Origin of the sequence: Teichococcus aestuarii, assembly GCF_003116135.1 — a bacterium.
Taxonomy (GTDB): Bacteria; Pseudomonadota; Alphaproteobacteria; order Acetobacterales; family Acetobacteraceae; genus Pseudoroseomonas; species Pseudoroseomonas aestuarii.
The window spans coordinates 148427-164085 of the sequence record NZ_PDOA01000010.1; the positions used below are offsets into that span (position 1 = coordinate 148427).

Below are 15659 nucleotides of genomic sequence, written 5' to 3' on the forward strand. Positions count from 1 at the left end.
GCGGGACCGGCGTGAACCCGCTCCTCCAGATGTCCGGCCTCCTGACCGCTTTCCTGGCGGGGATGGTTTCCTTCCTCTCGCCCTGCGTGCTGCCGCTGGTGCCCGGCTACGTCTCTTATGTCGCCGGGCGCTCGGTCGCCGCCGAGCGCACCGCGCCGGATCGCCTCGCCACGGTCGGCCTCGGCCTCTGCTTCGTCCTGGGCTTCGCGACCGTCTTCGTGGCGATGGGCGCGGGCGCCTCGGCGCTGAGCCAAGCCCTGCTGCGCTACCGCTACGAGGCTGGGATCGTGGGCGGGGTGGTCGTTATCCTGTTCGGCCTGATGACTGCGGGTGTTCTGCGATTGATGCCGTTACAACGCGACCTCCGCTTCATGCCGACTCTCAGCGGCGGCACGCCGCTCTCCGCCTACGTGCTCGGGCTGGCCTTTGCCTTCGGCTGGACGCCCTGCATCGGTCCGGTGCTGGGCGCCATCCTGGCGCTGACCGCCACCAGCGAAATCAGCCACCTCGGCATCATGCTCCTGGCCGCCTATGCGGCCGGGCTGGGCGTGCCCTTCCTGCTGGTGGCCGCCTTCGCCGACGCCTTTCTACGCGGCCCGTTCCGCAGCCTGCGACGCGTCGGGCGCGTTCTTCAGATCGTGGCGGGTGGCATCATGGTGGCGATGGGGGTGGCAATGATTACCGGCCACCTGACTGACTTCGCCATCCTGATGCTCCAACTCTTCCCCTGGCTCGGGAGCATCGGATGAGCGGCGCCGCGGATTCTAAGAAGCGCGCCTAATACGCCGTCAGCCACACCGCGAAGCATGCAACTCCGCCCGGCTGGGTTTAGCGCTCCTCGGCCCTCGCCGGGTGCGCCCTTGCCGAAAGACATCGTGCTCGGTGTCCCAAGGTGGCCACCATCGCGGCTTCCGCGACACCGCGCAAAAACAGGGAGAACAGAATGCCGTCTCAGCCGATCGTACGGGGCTTTTACGATGATCAGACCGGAAGCGTCTCCTACGTCGTGGCGGATCCGCAAACAAAGAAATGCGCGGTTATCGATCCCTTGTTAAGCTTCGACCGCAATTCATGCAGCCTTGCGACCCAGCCAGCCGACGAGATTGCCACCCATATCCGGGAGCGCGGACTGATCCCGGAATGGGTGCTCGACACCCACCCGCATGCTGACCACCTTTCTGCCGTCGCCTACCTGGGCGAGCGCCTTGGCGTGCCAACAGGCATTGGCGAACAGACCCTCGCAGTTCAGGCGATCTGGTCGGACATCTATAACATCCCCGATCTCGAGGTCGGTGGCCGCGACTATTGGGACCACATGTTTGCAGATGGTCACTGCTTCAATCTTGGCGCCTCGGAAGTGAGGGTGATTTTTTCCCCAGGCCACACCGCGGCCTCGGTCACCTACGTCGTTGGCGACGCCGCGTTCGTGCATGACACCCTCTTCATGCCGGATGCGGGCACGGCACGAGCCGACTTCCCTGGTGGTAACGCGCGGGCCTTGTACCGCAGCATCCAGAGCATCCTCGCGTTGCCACCGACGACACGCCTCTTCACCGGCCACGATTACCGTCCGGGCGGGCGCGAACCGCGTTGGGAGTCCACCGTAGCGGAGCAGCGGGCAACCAACATTCACCTACGGGACAGCGGCGGAGAGGACGGGTTCGTTCGGCTGCGGGAGGAACGTGATCGAACGCTTCCTCTGCCAGCGATGATGCTCTTTGCATTGCAAGTGAACCTCCGCGGCGGACGTCTGCCGAAGCCGGAAGCGAATGGCACCTCATACCTGAAGCTGCCGATTGACCGCTTTCGAACGAGCGCTGCCAGGGCGATGGACGCAGAATGATCGGCCGGTTTTGGACGGCCTCTCCGAAGCGGCCAGCGATCCCAGCATTGAGCTCACGGTCATCTTGGGCCGTGCATCTGGGTGGCGGTGCTGAGGTCTTTCCAATGTACGAAAGGCGCCCGTCACCTCGTAGCACGCGACATCTTGATGGCCATGGGCGCCGCGCCGGTCCGCTATTTCAGATCCGGCACCCCCTGAACGTATCGGTACGGTCTTGGCTCGGGAGCATCGGATGAGCGACGACGACGACCTGCCCAAGGACCTCGCCCACATCACGCCCGCCTACCGCCGGGCGCTCTGGATCGTGGTCGGCCTCAATGTCGGTTATGGCCTGGTGGAGATGGTCGGCGGCTTCATCTCCGGCAGCCAGGCGCTCAAGGCGGACGCCCTCGACTTCCTCGGCGATGGCCTAATCAGCTTCCTTGGCCTGCTGGCGATCGGCTGGAGCCTCGCCTGGCGTGCCCGCTCCGCCCTCATTCAGGGCCTGTTTCTTGCCGTGCTTGGCGTGGGCGTGCTCGCCACCACCGGCTATCGGGTGCTGGTGCTGAACCAGCCCGAGGCCGAGCTCATGGGCCTCTTCGGCGCCGTCGCGCTGGTGGTGAACGTGGCCTCCGCAGCGGTCCTCATGCCGCACCGCGAGGGCGACGCCAACGTCCGGGCCGTCTGGCTGTTCAGTCGCAACGATGCCATCGGCAACCTGGCCGTGGTGGTCGCGGCGGGCCTGGTCTGGTGGACCGAAACTGCGTGGCCAGACCTCGCCGTGGCGTTCGTCATCGCCGGGCTGTTCCTGCAATCCGCCTGGGCAATCATCCGTGATGCTCGTAGCGACCTTGATAAGGCAGGCCAGGGAGAACAGCAGTCCGACCGATAGCCGCCATCAACTTATCAGCTTGCCTGCTTGGTGGTGCATGCAACAGGCATGATGATAACGGCGCTGCCCATCGTTGCTGCCCTTGGCAGGAGCAGCAGGTGGGCAGGCGCCACAGCGAGGGCGCGGCTTCCTGGGGTATGGCACGGCGGCTTGCGCCGGGGCCCGGCCAGCCGGTGCACCTTCCTGGAAGACCTTTCCGTTCCGGTCCTTGCAAAGCGGGCTGCCTGCTGCGGCTGGCGAGCCTAACCACGTCACCACACCCGCGGCGTGACATCGGTTGCCCGCTCACCACGGAGGAGCCGACAACTTGGCCATCACCCGCACCGGCCTGGAAGAGAACCAAGTCGCCATCTACTTCGCCGCCGTCGTGGCGGGCGCGATCGCGGCCGTCGCCGCGCCCGGCGCGGCGTGGGGGGCGGTCATCAACCCCGCCCTCGCGGCCCTGCTGTACGTGACCTTCCTCCAGGTGCCGCTGGCGGACCTGCGAAGGAGCCTGGCCAACGGGCGCTTCCTGCTGACGCTGCTGGCGGTGAACTTCGTTGCCGCGCCCCTGGTGGCGTTCGCCCTGGCTTCCATGCTGCCCGGCGAGCAATGGGTGCTGCGCCTGGGTGTCCTGATGGTGCTGCTGGCGCCCTGCATCGACTACGTGGTCGTGTTCACCCACCTCGGCCGCGGGGACGCCCGCCTCATCCTGGCGGCGACGCCGGTGCTGCTGGTGGCGCAGATGCTGCTGCTCCCCGTCTACCTCGGCCTGTTCATCGGCGAGCGGGCCATGGCGATGATGCAGCCCGGTCCCTTCATCGAAGCCTTCGTCTGGCTGATCGCCGTGCCCCTGGCTCTCGCCGCGGCCACTCAGGCGTGGGCGGCGCGCTTCGGCGCCGGGAAGGCGGTCGCGGACGCCATGGGATGGCTGCCCGTTCCCCTGATGGCCGTGGTGCTGTTGGTGGTCATCGCGGCCGTTGCCCCGAACGTGGCGGCCCAGGCAGGCTCCGTCGCCATGCTGGTGCCGGTCTACGTCGCTTTCGCCGCGCTGATGCCGGTCGTAGGTAGCGTCATCTCCAGGTATGCGGGCCTGGAGGCGGGCGCGGCGAGGGCGGTCACCTTCAGCGGCGGCACCCGGAACTCCCTGGTCGTCCTGCCGCTGGCCTTCGCTATCCCGGAAGCCGGTGCGCTGCTGCCTGCCGCGGTGGTGACGCAGACGCTCGTCGAACTCGTCGCCATGCTGGTCTACATCCGCTGGGTGCCGAGGCTGGTGCCCGCCAACCCCGGCCTTGCTGCGGAGTGACGGTCATCCCGCCGTTGCCGACCACGCGGGGAAAGGGTCAGCCAGCCGCTGGCGGCGGATCTTCCGCGTGGCAACAACCCTTCCCGTCCACCTGGACAGGCGGGCACGGCACCGTGCCGTAGGAGCAGAACACACAGCAGTCGCCCTGCTTGGGCCGGAGCAGCGTTCCGCAGCCGGTGCAGTCATAGAAGTACTGGCAGGCATCGGTCGGCATTGTCTCGGTTCTCGCCGTGCCGCAGTGCGGGCAGGTGATTGTCGACTCCAGGATCATCGGGTCCTCACACGTACGCATAACCGAGCACCAACAGGATGATCCCGACCGCCAAACCTGCCGGAACGACAAGCCGGAGGGCTGGGTTGGGGGAGCAGGCGGAGCCCGGCTCGCAGGCAACCGCTGCCCGCTGGCGCCAGAGCAGGACCGCTCCGCCAGCCAGGCACGCGGCTGCGGCGGCGAGCAGGATCGTGCGGTACGGCCCCAGAAGGACCGCCAGCCCGAAGAGCCAAGCGCTTCCCAGCCCGAGGGAGCCAAGAAGCATCGGCAGCGCACAGCAGGAGGCCGCACCGAAGGCTGCGGCGATGCCCGTCGTCGTCAGCACCATCGCACCGGCTTCCTGGACCGCCCCATGTGCCGGGGTAGCATTCACTTGGGTGTCGGACACGGTCGGCCTCCTTGTCTCAGCTATGCAGCCTACCTACCGTCTGTAGCGACTACAGACTCAAGTCCTTTCTGAGGAGGCGCATGGGATGGGGCAGAGCGGCGTTGCCATCGGTGAACTCTCGCGGCGGACGGGCTGCAACATCGAGACGATCCGCTATTACGAGCGGATTGGCTTGCTTCCAATACCGGCCCGCCGGGGGCGCTACCGCCTCTTCGGTGAGGAGGACATCAGGCGGCTGAGGTTCGTGCGGCGCGCGCGGGAGCTTGGCTTCACCCTGAACGAGGTGGGCGCGCTCCTCGAACTTGGTGCAGGCGCCTGCACCGAGGTCCATGGCATCGCCGCAGCACACCTCGCGGATGTCCGCTCCCGAATTGCCGACCTCCAGGCGATGGAGCGTGTACTGGATGGTGCCGTGCAGCAATGTCAATCCGGGGAGCAGGCCACATGCCCACTGATTGAGACCTTGTCGGGAACAGCGGCCACTACCTAGGCGCAGCGCAAGGAGGGCCATGGGCTAGCAGTCGATTGCTGTGAGTGGTCGTGGCGGCCATTGCGTCGGGCATAGCGGCCAAATCGGCAGCGTCGCCAAGCTGATCTGCATTTGCTGATGCGGAGGCTGGTTCCCACCATGCCGAGTACCGCCTTCGCCAGTTTGCTGGCGAAGGATGTCAGGGGGAAGGCCCTTACTCCACCTCGGGTGCCGTCTCGTCACCGTCCCCCAAAGCCAACTGCATCAGCACAGTATCCAGCCATCGCCCGTGCTTGCGGCCAACCGAGCGCAAGGTGCCGATCGGCTGAAATCCGAACGCCTTGTGCAGGCGGATGGACGCCTCGTTCGCGCTGTCGCCGATGACGGCCACCATCTGCCGGTAGCCGAGTGCGGCGCACTCCTGGATGAGGGCCTCGAGCAGGCGGCGGCCGATGCCGCGCCCTCGGGCCTCCTCGCTGATGTAGACCGAGTTCTCGAGTGTATTCCGGTAGGCAGGCCTGGGCCGATAAGCGCCCGCGTAGGCGTAGCCGAGCACGCGACAATCGGTGTCCTCGGCCACCAGGTAGGGCAGCCCGCGTTCGGTGATGGCGATGCGTCGCTGCCGCATATCTTCGGCCGTCGGTGCCTCTGTCTCGAAGGTGGCGGTGCCATGGAGCACGTGGTGCCGATAGATGGTGGCAACAGCGTCCATGTCGGCCTCTCTGGCAGGCCGGATGGTCACCTCGGCGGGCTGATTGGTGAGGGCGGTTGTGATCAGTTCAGGCACGGGAACCTCGTTTTCTTGGATGGAGGATGACTGTCAGGAACGCCGGAGCGCATTGGGCACGAGTGCCAGCACCATCAGGATGTTCAGCATCGCTGCCCCGCACAGGATAGCCAGCGTCGCCTGCGTGCCGAAGCTGTCCAGCAGCCAGGCGCCGAGAAAGGGCGAGGCTGCCTGCGCGATGAGGGTCGGCATGGCGATGCGGCCCATCAGCACGGCGTAGCCCTCCTTGCCGAACAGGGCCAAGGGCACCGTGTCGCGGGCGATGGAGCGGATGCCGCTGCCCATGCCGTACATGACGATGCCCACCGCCATGACACCCGGGGCGCCCACCAGCATGCCCAGGCCGACCGCCACCAGCACCGCGGACGCGACCAGGCTCCAGATGGGATGCGCCTTCTTGCCGAACAGCATCTCCAGCACGCGGGCGCCGACCTGCGCCGGGCCGATCAGCGTGCCCAAGGCGACGGCCGCCGCCAGCGCCAGCCCTTGCGACTGCAGCAGTGTCAGCAGGTGGACGGAGATGACGGTCATGATGACCGCCGCCAGGGTGAACCCCGCTGCCAGCACGACGAAGGCGTAGCGCTGGCCCGCCTGCACATGGCCTGGCGCCACGGCAGCCTTGGCGGCCGTGGGTGCCGCAGCGGGCTTGGCCAACTCGCGCGGCACGCCGAACAGGTAGAGCGGCAGCACCACGGCGAGGTGGATGGCGGCGTAGGTCAGGCAGGCGCCGCGCCAGCCCAGGTGGTCAACCAGGAAGGCACTGAGCGGCCAGCAGACCGTGCTGGCGAAGCCGCCGAACAGGGTGACGTGGGTGATGGCCGAGCGCGCCTGCTCGCCACAGAGACGCCCCAGCGTCGAGAATGCCGGGTCGTAGAGCCCGGCCCCCATGGCCAGCCCGAGCACCACCCAGGCGACTACGAACACCGGCAGGCTCGGCGCCAGCCCGAGCAGCAGCAGGCCCGCGGAGAGCAGGACGGCGCTGGCGGCGAGCACGGGGCGGCCGCCGTGCCGGTGAATCAGGTGGCCGATGCGCGGCGAAGCCAAGCCGGACACCAGCATGCCAATAGACAGGGCGCCCATGATCCAGGTGAGCGGCCAGCCGGTGTCCGCGGCAATCGGTCCGGCCAGGACGGCTAGCAGGTAGTAGGAGGAACCCCAGGCAAGGATTTGGCCGACGCCGATGGCCGAGACGACCGTCAGCCGGTTGCGGCCTGCTGCCGCACCGGCAAGGGCGCTTCCCGGTGTCGTGGCCTGGCTCATTCGGCGGGCTCGGACGGTACGGTCGCCCGCGCGGTGTTGGTCCCGCAGCACGTCGTTTCCTTGACCAGCTCCTGCTCCGGCCGCGAGGAGCAGCAGGCGACCGGGGGTGCCGCGGGAGCGCAGCAAGAGGACACCACGTCGGCGGCGCCGGGCAGCACGCGGCTCGAGCTGCAGACGCCGGTCTCCGGCAGATCGAGCTCGACACGGCGCGCGGCCTCGAGGTCGCCCGCGAGGAAGGCGGCGATGGAGCGCACCTGCTCGTGGCCGGTGGCCAGCAGGAAGGTGGGCGCCCGCCCGTAGCTGGCCATCCCGGCAAGGAAAAGCCCGCTGTCCGGCTGCTGGAGCTCGAAGGCGCCGTGCGGCCGGACGGTGCCGCAGGAGTGCAGGTTGGGATCGATCAGCGGCGCCAGCACGCGCGGGCACTCCAGCGCCGGGTCCAGGTCCAGGCGGACCTCGCCAAGGATTCCGAGGTCGGGCCGTAGGCCGGTGGCGACCACCATCTCGTCCGCCGCCACCGTCCTGCCTTCGAGACCCTTGACCTGCAGGGAACCACCGGTGCCCCGGCGAACCTCATCCACCGCGAAGGGCGCGAGCAGCTCGACGGCACCGGCCTCCACGAGGCGCCGCAGCCGTTGGCCGAGGGCGCCGCGCTCCGGCAGCTGGTCGGCGGCGCCACCGCCGTAGGCCCGCGTCAGGTCGGCGCCGCGGGCCGCCCACAGGACAGCCGTGCCCGGCGCCTGTTCGGCCAGGCGGGCGAGGTCGATGAGGGTGCCAACGGCCGAGTGGCCCGACCCGACGACGAGGACGCGCTTGCCCGCGTAGCGGCCGTGGTCGGCGCCCAGCACGTCCGGCATGCCGTGGCGGATTCGCTCGGCGGCCTCGCGTTCGCCCACGGCGGGCATACCGGAGGCACCGGCCGGGCTGGGACTGCCCCAGGTGCCGGTGGCCACTATGACGGCGCGAGCGAGGAGGCGGCCCTCGCGTCCGTCGGCCTGGAACCTGACCTCGAAGGGCTGGTCCTCGCGCCCGGCGTCGCGGACCTTGCCCACGCGTTGCCGGACGACGCCGATCACCCGCGTGTTCAGGCGCAGGCGGCCAGCGATCTCCGGCAGCGCGGCGAGCGGCGCCAGGTAGTCGTCGGCGAGTTCGCGTCCGGTCGGGAAGCCATCGGCGTCAGGCGCCATCCAGCAGTGCCGCTCCAGCAGGGCTTGGGCCGCCCGGTCGATGTTGTAGCGCCAGGGGGAGAACATGGGGACGTGGCCCCAGGCAAGCGGCGCCGTGCCGACCGAGGGACCGGCTTCCAGGATGACCGGCTCGAGGCCACGCTCCAGCAGATGCGCTGCGGCGGCGAGGCCGACCGGACCGCCGCCGATGATGGCGACAGGTAGCGATCCGAGGGCGGCGTGGCCCTCAGAGGCCCTGTTCTGAGGGCGCGGCGTGGCGGAGCAGCAAGACGTCATTTGACGTTCCCCTTGGGTATGCCTCGGTGGGCGATGTATGTGGGCAAGCCAACGGTCAGCATCGGCAGGCACCCTTGGCCTGGTCGCGGGCAGCAGCGGCGCGGTCGGTCTCGGTCAGGGCCGCCGTGGCGTCCATCCATGCCTCCAGGCCGACCTTGAAGGCGTCGCGGCCCCTGTCGGTCAGCGTGTAGACCTTGCGCTCGCGACCGGAGACGATTTCCGAAGCGGATGTCAGGTAGCCGCCCTGCTCGAACTCGCGCAGCGTCGGGTAGAGGGCACCCTCGGAGGGCGAGCAGCAGCCGTTGGTGGTCCGCTCGACGGCACGGGCGATGTCGTAGCCGTGCGCCGGGCCGTCGTGCAGCACCTGGAGGACGAAGAAACGGCTGAGCGCCATCTTGATGGTCCCGGCCCAGTAGGCCCGGTCCGTGAAGTCCGGGGAAGGTCGGGCGACGGCGCGGAGGGTGGGTTCCTTCGACATGTCGGAACCCTATGCCTTGGAGGGCGAGGTATCAAGGCTACATTGGACAGTGATGGGCGACTCTGGCGCCTGGGATGGCGCGAGACACCGCTGAATCAGTCCTATACCTTGCACGCCCGTTACCGCCTGCGCCCGGAGTGGGGCTGCGGGGGAAGCCTCGCGGATGTCGTTTCAAGCCTTGGGGCGCACTAGGTTATCCGGCAACAGGAGCGGTAGATGACGGAAGCCCAGCGCAAGACCTTCGAGATCATGGCGAGGCGGTACACCGAGGTGAACACGACCACCCGTGCCGTTGCCCGTGAAGCGCTGGTCCGCGAGGGCATCCGGACGGCCGATGGTCGTCTTGCCCCCGAATACGGTGGCCCGGCGCCGAAGAAGCCGTCGAAGAAGCCAACCGCAGCTCGTAGTTGAGTCGCTACGCCACTTCCTTCGTATTGGGCTACCACGACTGCGATGAGAAGGTGGGCAGGAAGGCCCTTGCAGGTGAGGTGAACCTGCTGCGGAGTGAGAAAGATTATGATTGGCTCGGCCCCGGTGTTTACTTCTGGGAGGGCGATCCCGGACGCGCACTGGAGTGGGCCGAGGACAAGGTCGCCCGTGGCGATTACAAGAAGCCCTTTGTTCTGGGTGCCGTCATCGACCTGGGCAACTGCTTGGACCTTCTGGTCCGCGAGAACCTCAATCTCCTGAGAAACGCCTATGACAGTCTGGTGGCCACGCGGGAGAAGAGCGGGCAGGCGCTGCCTCGTAATAGGGATGTCAGGGGCAGCACGACCAACGACAAGCTGCTCCGCAACCTGGACTGCGCCGTGATCCGCCGCCTCCATGCCATCTTGGAGGAGGATTACGATCTGCCTGCCGGAAGCGAGAAGCCGGGCCCGTTCGACACCGTCCGCGGTCTCCTCACCGAAGGCGAGCCCGTCTACCCGGACGGAGGCTTTTACTTGAAGACCCATACCCAGATTGCCGTCTGCAATTCCGCCTGCATCAAGGGCCTGTTCCTGCCGCGTTGACTGCTACCTTCAAGGTGCGTTCGCCTGAGAGCCGGGCCGAATCGGAATCCGTGGATGACCGAGGGGTGGTGTGGAGGTGCAGTCGCCGCTTGCCAGCCAGACGACCCGCCAATCAGGTCGCGCCAGGCTAGGCCGGATCCTTGCGGTTACCCTTGCTCACGATGAGCATGTCGTTGTCCGGCAATGGTCGCTGCAGCTCGCGGGCGATCCCCCACGGCGCCTGCAGCCAAGTGTCTATCTCGTCCGGTGTCGTCAGCATCACCGGCATCGCCTTGAGGTGGATGGCGCCCTGGGATGTCGCCCAGCAACTCCAGAGGCCACTGCCGGATGCCGACATGCTCATTGTGTCGAGGGGGAACCGGGCGGATCCGGCGCCCGGATAGGCCGCACCGCACGCATCGGTCACCGATGCCTGGGTTCACTGCCCCACGCTGTTGAAGAGGCGCGAGCGAGGAGCACGAGCCGAGTACGAGGTCGTACCCTCCGGAAGCAGAAGGTGGCCCAGACTGGACCATGTGAAGACTTGCCCGTCGCGCACGTGTTCATTGAAAGCGCCAAAGCTGCCCCCCATCTCCATTGCTTGGGCTGAGCCGTTGGAAGGTGTAGATGCTGGACGTGATTGGGTCCCTCATGAAGGGCGAGGACAAGTATCCTCGGGCCTTCGCCGCTGCGAACGAGTTTTGGAGCGAGATCTTCGTGGTGCAGCGGGATGGTGACGACGCCACTTTGCAGGCGGCGATAGACGGCTCGCAGACAAGCTTTGAATGGCGCATGTCAGACGTCGGCGTCTCCCGCCCCTCTGCGAAGTCCATCATGGCCGTGACCGCGATTGGCGCGCTCTATCGGGACGGCTTCGAGGATGAGGAGTTTGCCAAGCGGGTCATTCGTTCCTTCGTGGCGAGCTCGAGGTTAAGCTTGGAGGTGAAGGCGTCCGCTAGGGATACGATGACGATGTACTCGCTTGATTGAGGGTGTGACCCTCGTCATCGGAGCCGAAGGCGCAAGCGTCTCGACTCGTTAGCGGCGGTGAACTTCCACAGCGGCAAAGCGTCCGCTGTCCCGTAGCAAGCTGGCGCCCGGGAAGCCTACCTCGAACGGCGCCATAACGGGGTTGGAGCGGTGCAGCCGGGCCAGATCGCCTCCGGCAACCGCAGCAACTGCGTGAGACCGCTACAGTCCTTCGCCGCCACGCCGAGTGGCACGGCGCCAAACTCGTCCTTTGGCCTCGCCACCCACCGACGGCTCGCCGTGAGGTGGCTCGCCACCATCCACACCGCGGCGGCGAGGGTGGCCGGGACCTCCCGGAGCTCGGCCTGCTTCGTACCTGGCAGGCGGACCAGTCGACCGGCGACGAGATCGTGCAGGACGGGATGGTCACGCCGCCAGACAAGGGCCTCGTCGGAGGTCAGGAAATCAGCGCTCGGGCGAGGCTGCCTTCTGAAGGAAGGCATCCGCACCACCCGCGACGAACCCCTGGCCATGCTGGGCAAGCCAGCGGTTGAAGTCGGCACCTGCCTCGGCCCTGAGCGCCCGCTGTCGGTCCTCGCGCCTATGGACGAGTTCCTCGTCGAGCAAGTTGGCCACGGTGCGTGCGGCGTATGGCCTGCCATCGGGACCATGATGGCCACGCTCGGCCAGCATCTCGGCGACGGCGCCAAGGTCACGGTCCAGGTCTTCGGAGGCGAGGCGCCGGGCCTCGGCTTGGATGGCTGGGTCACTTGGGTAGGGCGGCATGGGCGGTCCTCCTGCGGACCGAGCCTAGCCCCGGTGCCATGAGCCCTGGCAAGCGGCAATGAACCTCCTATGCTGCCCGGACGTTTCGATGCCAGGGGCAAGGGAGCGACCGATGGGGCTGGCAACCTACACACTGAAGATGGCGGCTGTGTCAGCGCTAGCCGCTGCGATTCTGGTCTTCGGCGGTGAGCCAATGCCTGCTGGCTGGCTGGACGGCATCGTGGATCCGGGCGCCACCGTGGGGCAGGCCGCGACCGTGGTGGTGTTCACGGTGGCCGGGTCGGCGGCGACGGCGGGCGGAATAGCCGGGCTGTTGTGGCTCGCCTGGGCGTACTGGCGCGAGTAGCGGGCCGGGCTGCGGCAGCGAAGATGGGACGAGGTGCAGTCACCACATGATTGAGGTGGCGCGTCAGGTTGTCCGGAGAACCTCAGGAACCGGGTTGCCGGTGCCATCTGTGCAACCCAAGGGATCCTGGCCACGTTCTGATGACGGTGCGACTAGGCGCTAAGACAAGAGGTGCCCCTACCTGGATGGTCAGATCCAGGTAGGGGTGCCTTCTTGCGTTCAGTCTGCGGCTACAGTCTGGATTTCAGGCGGGAAGGCCCGCCTTAGGTATTATAAACGGCGCACGCGCTCGCATGGCCATCATCTCCTTGCTCCGGTTGCGACGTGGGAAACGCCGGGCGGCGTCCCGCTGACAGACCGGTACGACTAGGCGACCGGGTCTGTTCCTCGGGCTCGGGGCTCAACAGGAAGTATGTCCCCCTGGAGTCGGAGCCGAATAGGTGGCCATTGCTGGCCAGAATTGATGCCAGTCGATTCATGGGGCGTTGCTCCGCACCCAGGAGACCGTCCGCCAGTACGACCTTGAGGAGCTCCGTCCGGTGTGTCGGGCCGCCTTCTGCAAGGATGGCGGCGACCCGATCTCGCACGCGGCTGTTCTTGCTGTCAGGCTTGCTCTTGGGCGACACCGACGATGGCGGCACAATGTGGTCGCGCCTGCGCTCGAGGTACGCTTGCAGCCGCAATAGGGTGCGGAGCCCCTCCATAACTCGTGCCTGTCGGGCATCCAGGACCGCAATCGCCGCAATGCATGCCACATCGTTACCGTCGTTGCGGATACGTGCCTTCTCAAGCCACGCCGTCGCCTTCGCCCGCGCTGCAGCCAGTTGCTCCATCTCGAGCTCGACCACTTCATAAGCAAACGTCGAGATGCCCTCGGCGAACAGCGGGGGGACGCTGGCGAGCAGGGCGTCGAGTTCATTGGCGATCACGGCGCCGGGTTCAGAGCTGCTTCCCATAACGCAAGGTAAACGGGAGACTCTGGCGCCGGTTGCAGCACGCGCAGGGTGAAACCTGTCGTTTTCCTTGGGCGGAAGGCCAGCGCCGGGTGACTCTGCTTGCGCAGGGTCTCGCCGCGTTTCGGCAAGCAAAAAGGGCGCGAGGATTCCGCGCCCTTTGTCAATGAAAGCAACGGGTTAGGAGAGCGCCAGTCTACTGAATGGCGCCGGAGTCTCCCGTTTGGTGCGCGCTTATACTCAGGCGTCCACCGCCTCCAGCTCCAGCCGGGCCGCGTTCTCCTGGATGAAGCGGAAGCGCAATTCCGGCTTGCGGCCCATCAGCGCCTCGATCAGCTCGGAGGTGGCGGCGCGTTCCTCGGGCGGCAGCACCACGCGCAGCAGGGTGCGCTTGCGCGGGTCCATGGTGGTCTCCTTCAGCGAGGCGGGCGGCATCTCGCCCAGGCCCTTGAAGCGGCTGACCTCCACCTTCTGGTTGGGCTTGAAGGCCTTCTTCAGCAGCTTCTCGCGCTCGGCATCGTCCATCGCGTAGACGGTCTTGCCGGCGGTGGCGAGGCGGTAGAGCGGCGGCTGCGCCAGGTAGACGCGGCCCTGCCGCACCAGCTCCGGCAGCTCCTTGTAGAAGAAGGTCATCAGCAGGGCCGCGATGTGCGCGCCGTCCACATCGGCATCGGTCATGATGACGACGCGGCCGTAGCGCAGCCGGGCGATGTCGAACTTCTCGCCTGCGCCGCAGCCGAGTGCCTCGATGAGGTCCTTCAGCTCCTGGTTCTGCCGCAGCTTGTCGGCGCTGGCGGAGGCCACGTTCAGGATCTTGCCGCGCAGCGGCAGCACGGCCTGGGTCTCGCGGTCGCGCGCCTGCTTGGCGGAGCCGCCGGCGGAATCGCCCTCCACCAGGAACAGCTCGGTGCCCTCGGCGGCCTCGCGCGCGCAGTCGGCCAGCTTGCCGGGCAGGCGCAGGCGGCGCGTGGCGCTCTTGCGCGGCGTGTCCTTCTGCTCGCGCCGGCGGATGCGGTCCTCGGCGCGCTCGATCGCCCAGGTGAGGAGGTTGCCGGCGGTGGCGGGGTCGCCCGCCAGCCAGTGGTCGAAATGGTCGCGCAGGCCCTGCTCGACGAGGCGGGCGGCCTCGGGGCTGGTCAGCCTGTCCTTGGTCTGGCCCTGGAACTGCGGCTCGCGCACGAAGACCGAGAGCATGCCCGCCAGCCCGCCGAACAGATCCTCGGCGGTGATGCTGGCGGCGCGCTTCTCCTTCTTCAGCTCGCCATAGGCGCGCAGGCCCTTCACCAGCGCGTTGCGCAGCCCGGCCTCGTGCGTGCCACCCAGCGGCGTCGGGATGGTGTTGGCATAGGTGTGCAGGAAGCCCTCGCCCTGCTCCAGCCAACTCACCGCCCATTCGGCGCGGCCGGCGCCCTGGGGGAAGGTGGCCTCGCCGGCCCAGGGAGCGGGGATGACGGGCGCGCGCCCCTCCAGCGCCGCGGCCAGGAAGTCCGACAGGCCGCCGGGAAAGTGCAGCGTGGCCTGGGACGGCGTGTCGTCCTTCACCAGGGACGGGTCGCAGGCCCAGCGGATCTCGACCCCGCGGAACAGGTAGGCCTTGGAGCGGCAGAGCCGGAACAGCCGCGCCGCCTGGAAGAGCTGCTGTCCGAAGATCTCCGGATCCGGCTTGAAGCGGATGGTGGTGCCGCGCCGGTTGTGCACGGCGCCGGCATTCTTCAGCTTGCCGAGCGGCTTGCCACGCGCATAGGCCTGGGTGAACAGGGTGCGGTCGCGCGCCACCTCCACCTCCAGCCGCTCGGCCAGGGCATTGACCACCGAGGAGCCGACCCCGTGCAGGCCGCCCGAGGTGTCATAGGCCTTGCCGGAGAACTTGCCGCCCGAATGCAGGGTGGTGAGGATCACCTCCAGCGCCGAGAGCTTGGGGAATTTCGGGTGCGGGTCGGTCGGGATGCCGCGCCCGTTGTCGCGGATGGTGAGCCAGTTGTCCCGCTCCAGCGTCACCTCGATGCGGTCGGCATGGCCGGCCACCGCCTCGTCCATGGCGTTGTCGAGCACCTCGGCTGCCAGATGGTGCAGCGCGTTCTCGTCGGTGCCGCCGATATACATGCCGGGGCGCCGGCGGACGGGCTCCAGCCCTTCCAGCACCTCGATGTCCTTGGCCGAATAGGAAGCCCCTGCCGCTGCCTTGGGGCCACGGCCGCCGAAGAGATCGTTCATGTCTTGTTCACACCCTCGGCCGGCAAACTAGCCAAGGGAGGGGGTCGGCCGCAACCCTCTGTTCCGTTTTGCCGGGCCGGGGCGGCCGGCTGGCCCCGCGCCGGGCAGGCCGGGCGGGGCAGCCAGGGGGCGCGGCAGCCCCCTGGCGTTTCAGGTGCTTAGTGCCCGTTTGAGAATGCGGGTGTTGAGGTGTTCAGGGGACATCGTGTGCCCAGATGGGCTGGATGTGGACCAAGGAACACCGTGCCCGCCAGGCAGCCTTCGAGCGGCGCCGCTATCCGACAGAC

Annotated in this window: 19 protein-coding genes; 9 read left to right on the forward strand and 10 right to left on the reverse strand. The window is 67.6% G+C overall.

Annotated elements, in window-relative coordinates:
• Positions 1 to 11: 11 nt before the first annotated feature.
• From CR165_RS15505 to CR165_RS15520, 4 genes are all read left to right on the forward strand, one after another.
• Positions 12 to 749, forward strand: a complete 738-nt coding sequence (locus CR165_RS15505; protein WP_007002451.1) for a cytochrome c biogenesis CcdA family protein — start codon at positions 12 to 14, stop codon at positions 747 to 749.
• 143 nt (positions 750 to 892) lie between these two features.
• Positions 893 to 1843, forward strand: a complete 951-nt coding sequence (locus tag CR165_RS15510; protein WP_306302903.1) for an MBL fold metallo-hydrolase — start codon at positions 893 to 895, stop codon at positions 1841 to 1843.
• 232 nt (positions 1844 to 2075) lie between these two features.
• Complete coding sequence (locus CR165_RS15515) at positions 2076 to 2714, forward strand: cation diffusion facilitator family transporter (protein ID WP_007002449.1); 639 nt, start codon at positions 2076 to 2078, stop codon at positions 2712 to 2714.
• Positions 2715 to 3021: 307 nt separating this feature from the next.
• The gene (locus CR165_RS15520) at positions 3022 to 3999 is read left to right on the forward strand and encodes an arsenic resistance protein (protein ID WP_007002448.1); all 978 of its coding nucleotides are present in this window, start codon (positions 3022 to 3024) and stop codon (positions 3997 to 3999) included.
• Between the two features lie 37 nt (positions 4000 to 4036).
• Here CR165_RS15520 and CR165_RS26015 read toward each other — a convergent pair whose 3' ends face one another.
• Positions 4037 to 4270 carry a GDCCVxC domain-containing (seleno)protein gene (locus tag CR165_RS26015; protein WP_081798710.1) on the reverse strand — a complete coding sequence of 78 codons (234 nt, stop codon included), beginning with the start codon at positions 4268 to 4270 and terminating at the stop codon, positions 4037 to 4039.
• 7 nt (positions 4271 to 4277) lie between these two features.
• Positions 4278 to 4598, reverse strand: a complete 321-nt coding sequence (locus CR165_RS15530; protein WP_007002446.1) for a mercuric transporter MerT family protein — start codon at positions 4596 to 4598, stop codon at positions 4278 to 4280.
• Between the two features lie 145 nt (positions 4599 to 4743).
• On the opposite strand from CR165_RS15530, the gene CR165_RS15535 reads away from it, so the two are divergent.
• Entirely contained in the window at positions 4744 to 5148 is a 405-nt protein-coding gene (locus CR165_RS15535; protein ID WP_007002445.1) for a MerR family transcriptional regulator, read from the forward strand.
• A gap of 193 nt (positions 5149 to 5341) precedes the next feature.
• Here CR165_RS15535 and CR165_RS15540 read toward each other — a convergent pair whose 3' ends face one another.
• From CR165_RS15540 to CR165_RS15555, 4 genes are read right to left on the reverse strand one after another with little or no spacing between them, the layout of a single operon-like run.
• A complete protein-coding gene (locus tag CR165_RS15540; protein ID WP_007002444.1) occupies positions 5342 to 5914 on the reverse strand; it encodes a GNAT family N-acetyltransferase in 573 nt (190 codons plus the stop codon).
• 33 nt (positions 5915 to 5947) lie between these two features.
• Entirely contained in the window at positions 5948 to 7174 is a 1227-nt protein-coding gene (locus CR165_RS15545; RefSeq protein WP_181378192.1) for an MFS transporter, read from the reverse strand.
• A complete protein-coding gene (locus tag CR165_RS15550; protein WP_109517870.1) occupies positions 7171 to 8634 on the reverse strand; it encodes an FAD-dependent oxidoreductase in 1464 nt (487 codons plus the stop codon). Before CR165_RS15550 ends, CR165_RS15545 begins: the two co-directional genes overlap by 4 nt.
• Before the next feature lie 55 nt (positions 8635 to 8689).
• Entirely contained in the window at positions 8690 to 9112 is a 423-nt protein-coding gene (locus tag CR165_RS15555) for a PadR family transcriptional regulator (protein ID WP_099095912.1), read from the reverse strand.
• 216 nt (positions 9113 to 9328) lie between these two features.
• Here CR165_RS15555 and CR165_RS24565 point away from each other — a divergent pair, with 216 nt between their 5' ends.
• Both CR165_RS24565 and CR165_RS15560 read left to right on the forward strand, forming a co-directional pair.
• On the forward strand, positions 9329 to 9523 hold the full coding sequence (locus CR165_RS24565; protein ID WP_141563147.1) for a hypothetical protein: 195 nt from the start codon (positions 9329 to 9331) through the stop codon (positions 9521 to 9523).
• Positions 9520 to 10125 (forward strand): hypothetical protein, encoded by a 606-nt coding sequence (locus tag CR165_RS15560; RefSeq protein WP_099095913.1) that lies wholly within the window; start codon positions 9520 to 9522, stop codon positions 10123 to 10125. Before CR165_RS24565 ends, CR165_RS15560 begins: the two co-directional genes overlap by 4 nt.
• 127 nt (positions 10126 to 10252) lie before the next feature.
• On the opposite strand, the gene CR165_RS25690 is transcribed toward CR165_RS15560, so the two are convergent.
• Positions 10253 to 10531 carry an SOS response-associated peptidase gene (locus tag CR165_RS25690; protein ID WP_232477424.1) on the reverse strand — a complete coding sequence of 93 codons (279 nt, stop codon included), beginning with the start codon at positions 10529 to 10531 and terminating at the stop codon, positions 10253 to 10255.
• Between the two features lie 200 nt (positions 10532 to 10731).
• Between CR165_RS25690 and CR165_RS15575 the strand changes: the two genes are divergently transcribed.
• Entirely contained in the window at positions 10732 to 11094 is a 363-nt protein-coding gene (locus tag CR165_RS15575) for a hypothetical protein (protein ID WP_099095914.1), read from the forward strand.
• Between the two features lie 444 nt (positions 11095 to 11538).
• Here the strand turns inward: CR165_RS15575 and CR165_RS24570 are convergent, their stop codons facing one another.
• On the reverse strand, positions 11539 to 11859 hold the full coding sequence (locus tag CR165_RS24570) for a hypothetical protein (RefSeq protein WP_141563148.1): 321 nt from the start codon (positions 11857 to 11859) through the stop codon (positions 11539 to 11541).
• 112 nt (positions 11860 to 11971) lie between these two features.
• On the opposite strand from CR165_RS24570, the gene CR165_RS15590 reads away from it, so the two are divergent.
• A complete protein-coding gene (locus CR165_RS15590; protein ID WP_099095917.1) occupies positions 11972 to 12205 on the forward strand; it encodes a hypothetical protein in 234 nt (77 codons plus the stop codon).
• Positions 12206 to 12468: 263 nt separating this feature from the next.
• On the opposite strand, the gene CR165_RS15595 is transcribed toward CR165_RS15590, so the two are convergent.
• On the reverse strand, positions 12469 to 13134 hold the full coding sequence (locus tag CR165_RS15595; RefSeq protein ID WP_099095918.1) for a hypothetical protein: 666 nt from the start codon (positions 13132 to 13134) through the stop codon (positions 12469 to 12471).
• Between the two features lie 264 nt (positions 13135 to 13398).
• Complete coding sequence (gene parE / locus CR165_RS15600) at positions 13399 to 15372, reverse strand: DNA topoisomerase IV subunit B (RefSeq protein WP_109517871.1); 1974 nt, start codon at positions 15370 to 15372, stop codon at positions 13399 to 13401.
• Positions 15373 to 15659 lie beyond the last annotated feature (287 nt).

What these genes read in the sequence shown, in the direction of transcription:
- CR165_RS15515 (WP_007002449.1), top strand. Translation starts at nt 2,076, where the DNA reads ATGAGCGACGACGACGACCTGCCCAAGGACCTCGCCCACATCACGCCC.
- CR165_RS26015 (WP_081798710.1), bottom strand. Translation starts at nt 4,270, where the DNA reads ATGATCCTGGAGTCGACAATCACCTGCCCGCACTGCGGCACGGCGAGA.
- CR165_RS15530 (WP_007002446.1), bottom strand. Translation starts at nt 4,598, where the DNA reads ATGGTGCTGACGACGACGGGCATCGCCGCAGCCTTCGGTGCGGCCTCC.
- CR165_RS15535 (WP_007002445.1), top strand. Translation starts at nt 4,744, where the DNA reads ATGGGGCAGAGCGGCGTTGCCATCGGTGAACTCTCGCGGCGGACGGGC.
- CR165_RS15545 (WP_181378192.1), bottom strand. Translation starts at nt 7,174, where the DNA reads ATGAGCCAGGCCACGACACCGGGAAGCGCCCTTGCCGGTGCGGCAGCA.
- CR165_RS15550 (WP_109517870.1), bottom strand. Translation starts at nt 8,634, where the DNA reads ATGACGTCTTGCTGCTCCGCCACGCCGCGCCCTCAGAACAGGGCCTCT.
- CR165_RS15555 (WP_099095912.1), bottom strand. Translation starts at nt 9,112, where the DNA reads ATGTCGAAGGAACCCACCCTCCGCGCCGTCGCCCGACCTTCCCCGGAC.
- CR165_RS24565 (WP_141563147.1), top strand. Translation starts at nt 9,329, where the DNA reads ATGACGGAAGCCCAGCGCAAGACCTTCGAGATCATGGCGAGGCGGTAC.
- CR165_RS15575 (WP_099095914.1), top strand. Translation starts at nt 10,732, where the DNA reads ATGCTGGACGTGATTGGGTCCCTCATGAAGGGCGAGGACAAGTATCCT.
- CR165_RS24570 (WP_141563148.1), bottom strand. Translation starts at nt 11,859, where the DNA reads ATGCCGCCCTACCCAAGTGACCCAGCCATCCAAGCCGAGGCCCGGCGC.
- CR165_RS15590 (WP_099095917.1), top strand. Translation starts at nt 11,972, where the DNA reads ATGGGGCTGGCAACCTACACACTGAAGATGGCGGCTGTGTCAGCGCTA.
- parE (WP_109517871.1), bottom strand. Translation starts at nt 15,372, where the DNA reads ATGAACGATCTCTTCGGCGGCCGTGGCCCCAAGGCAGCGGCAGGGGCT.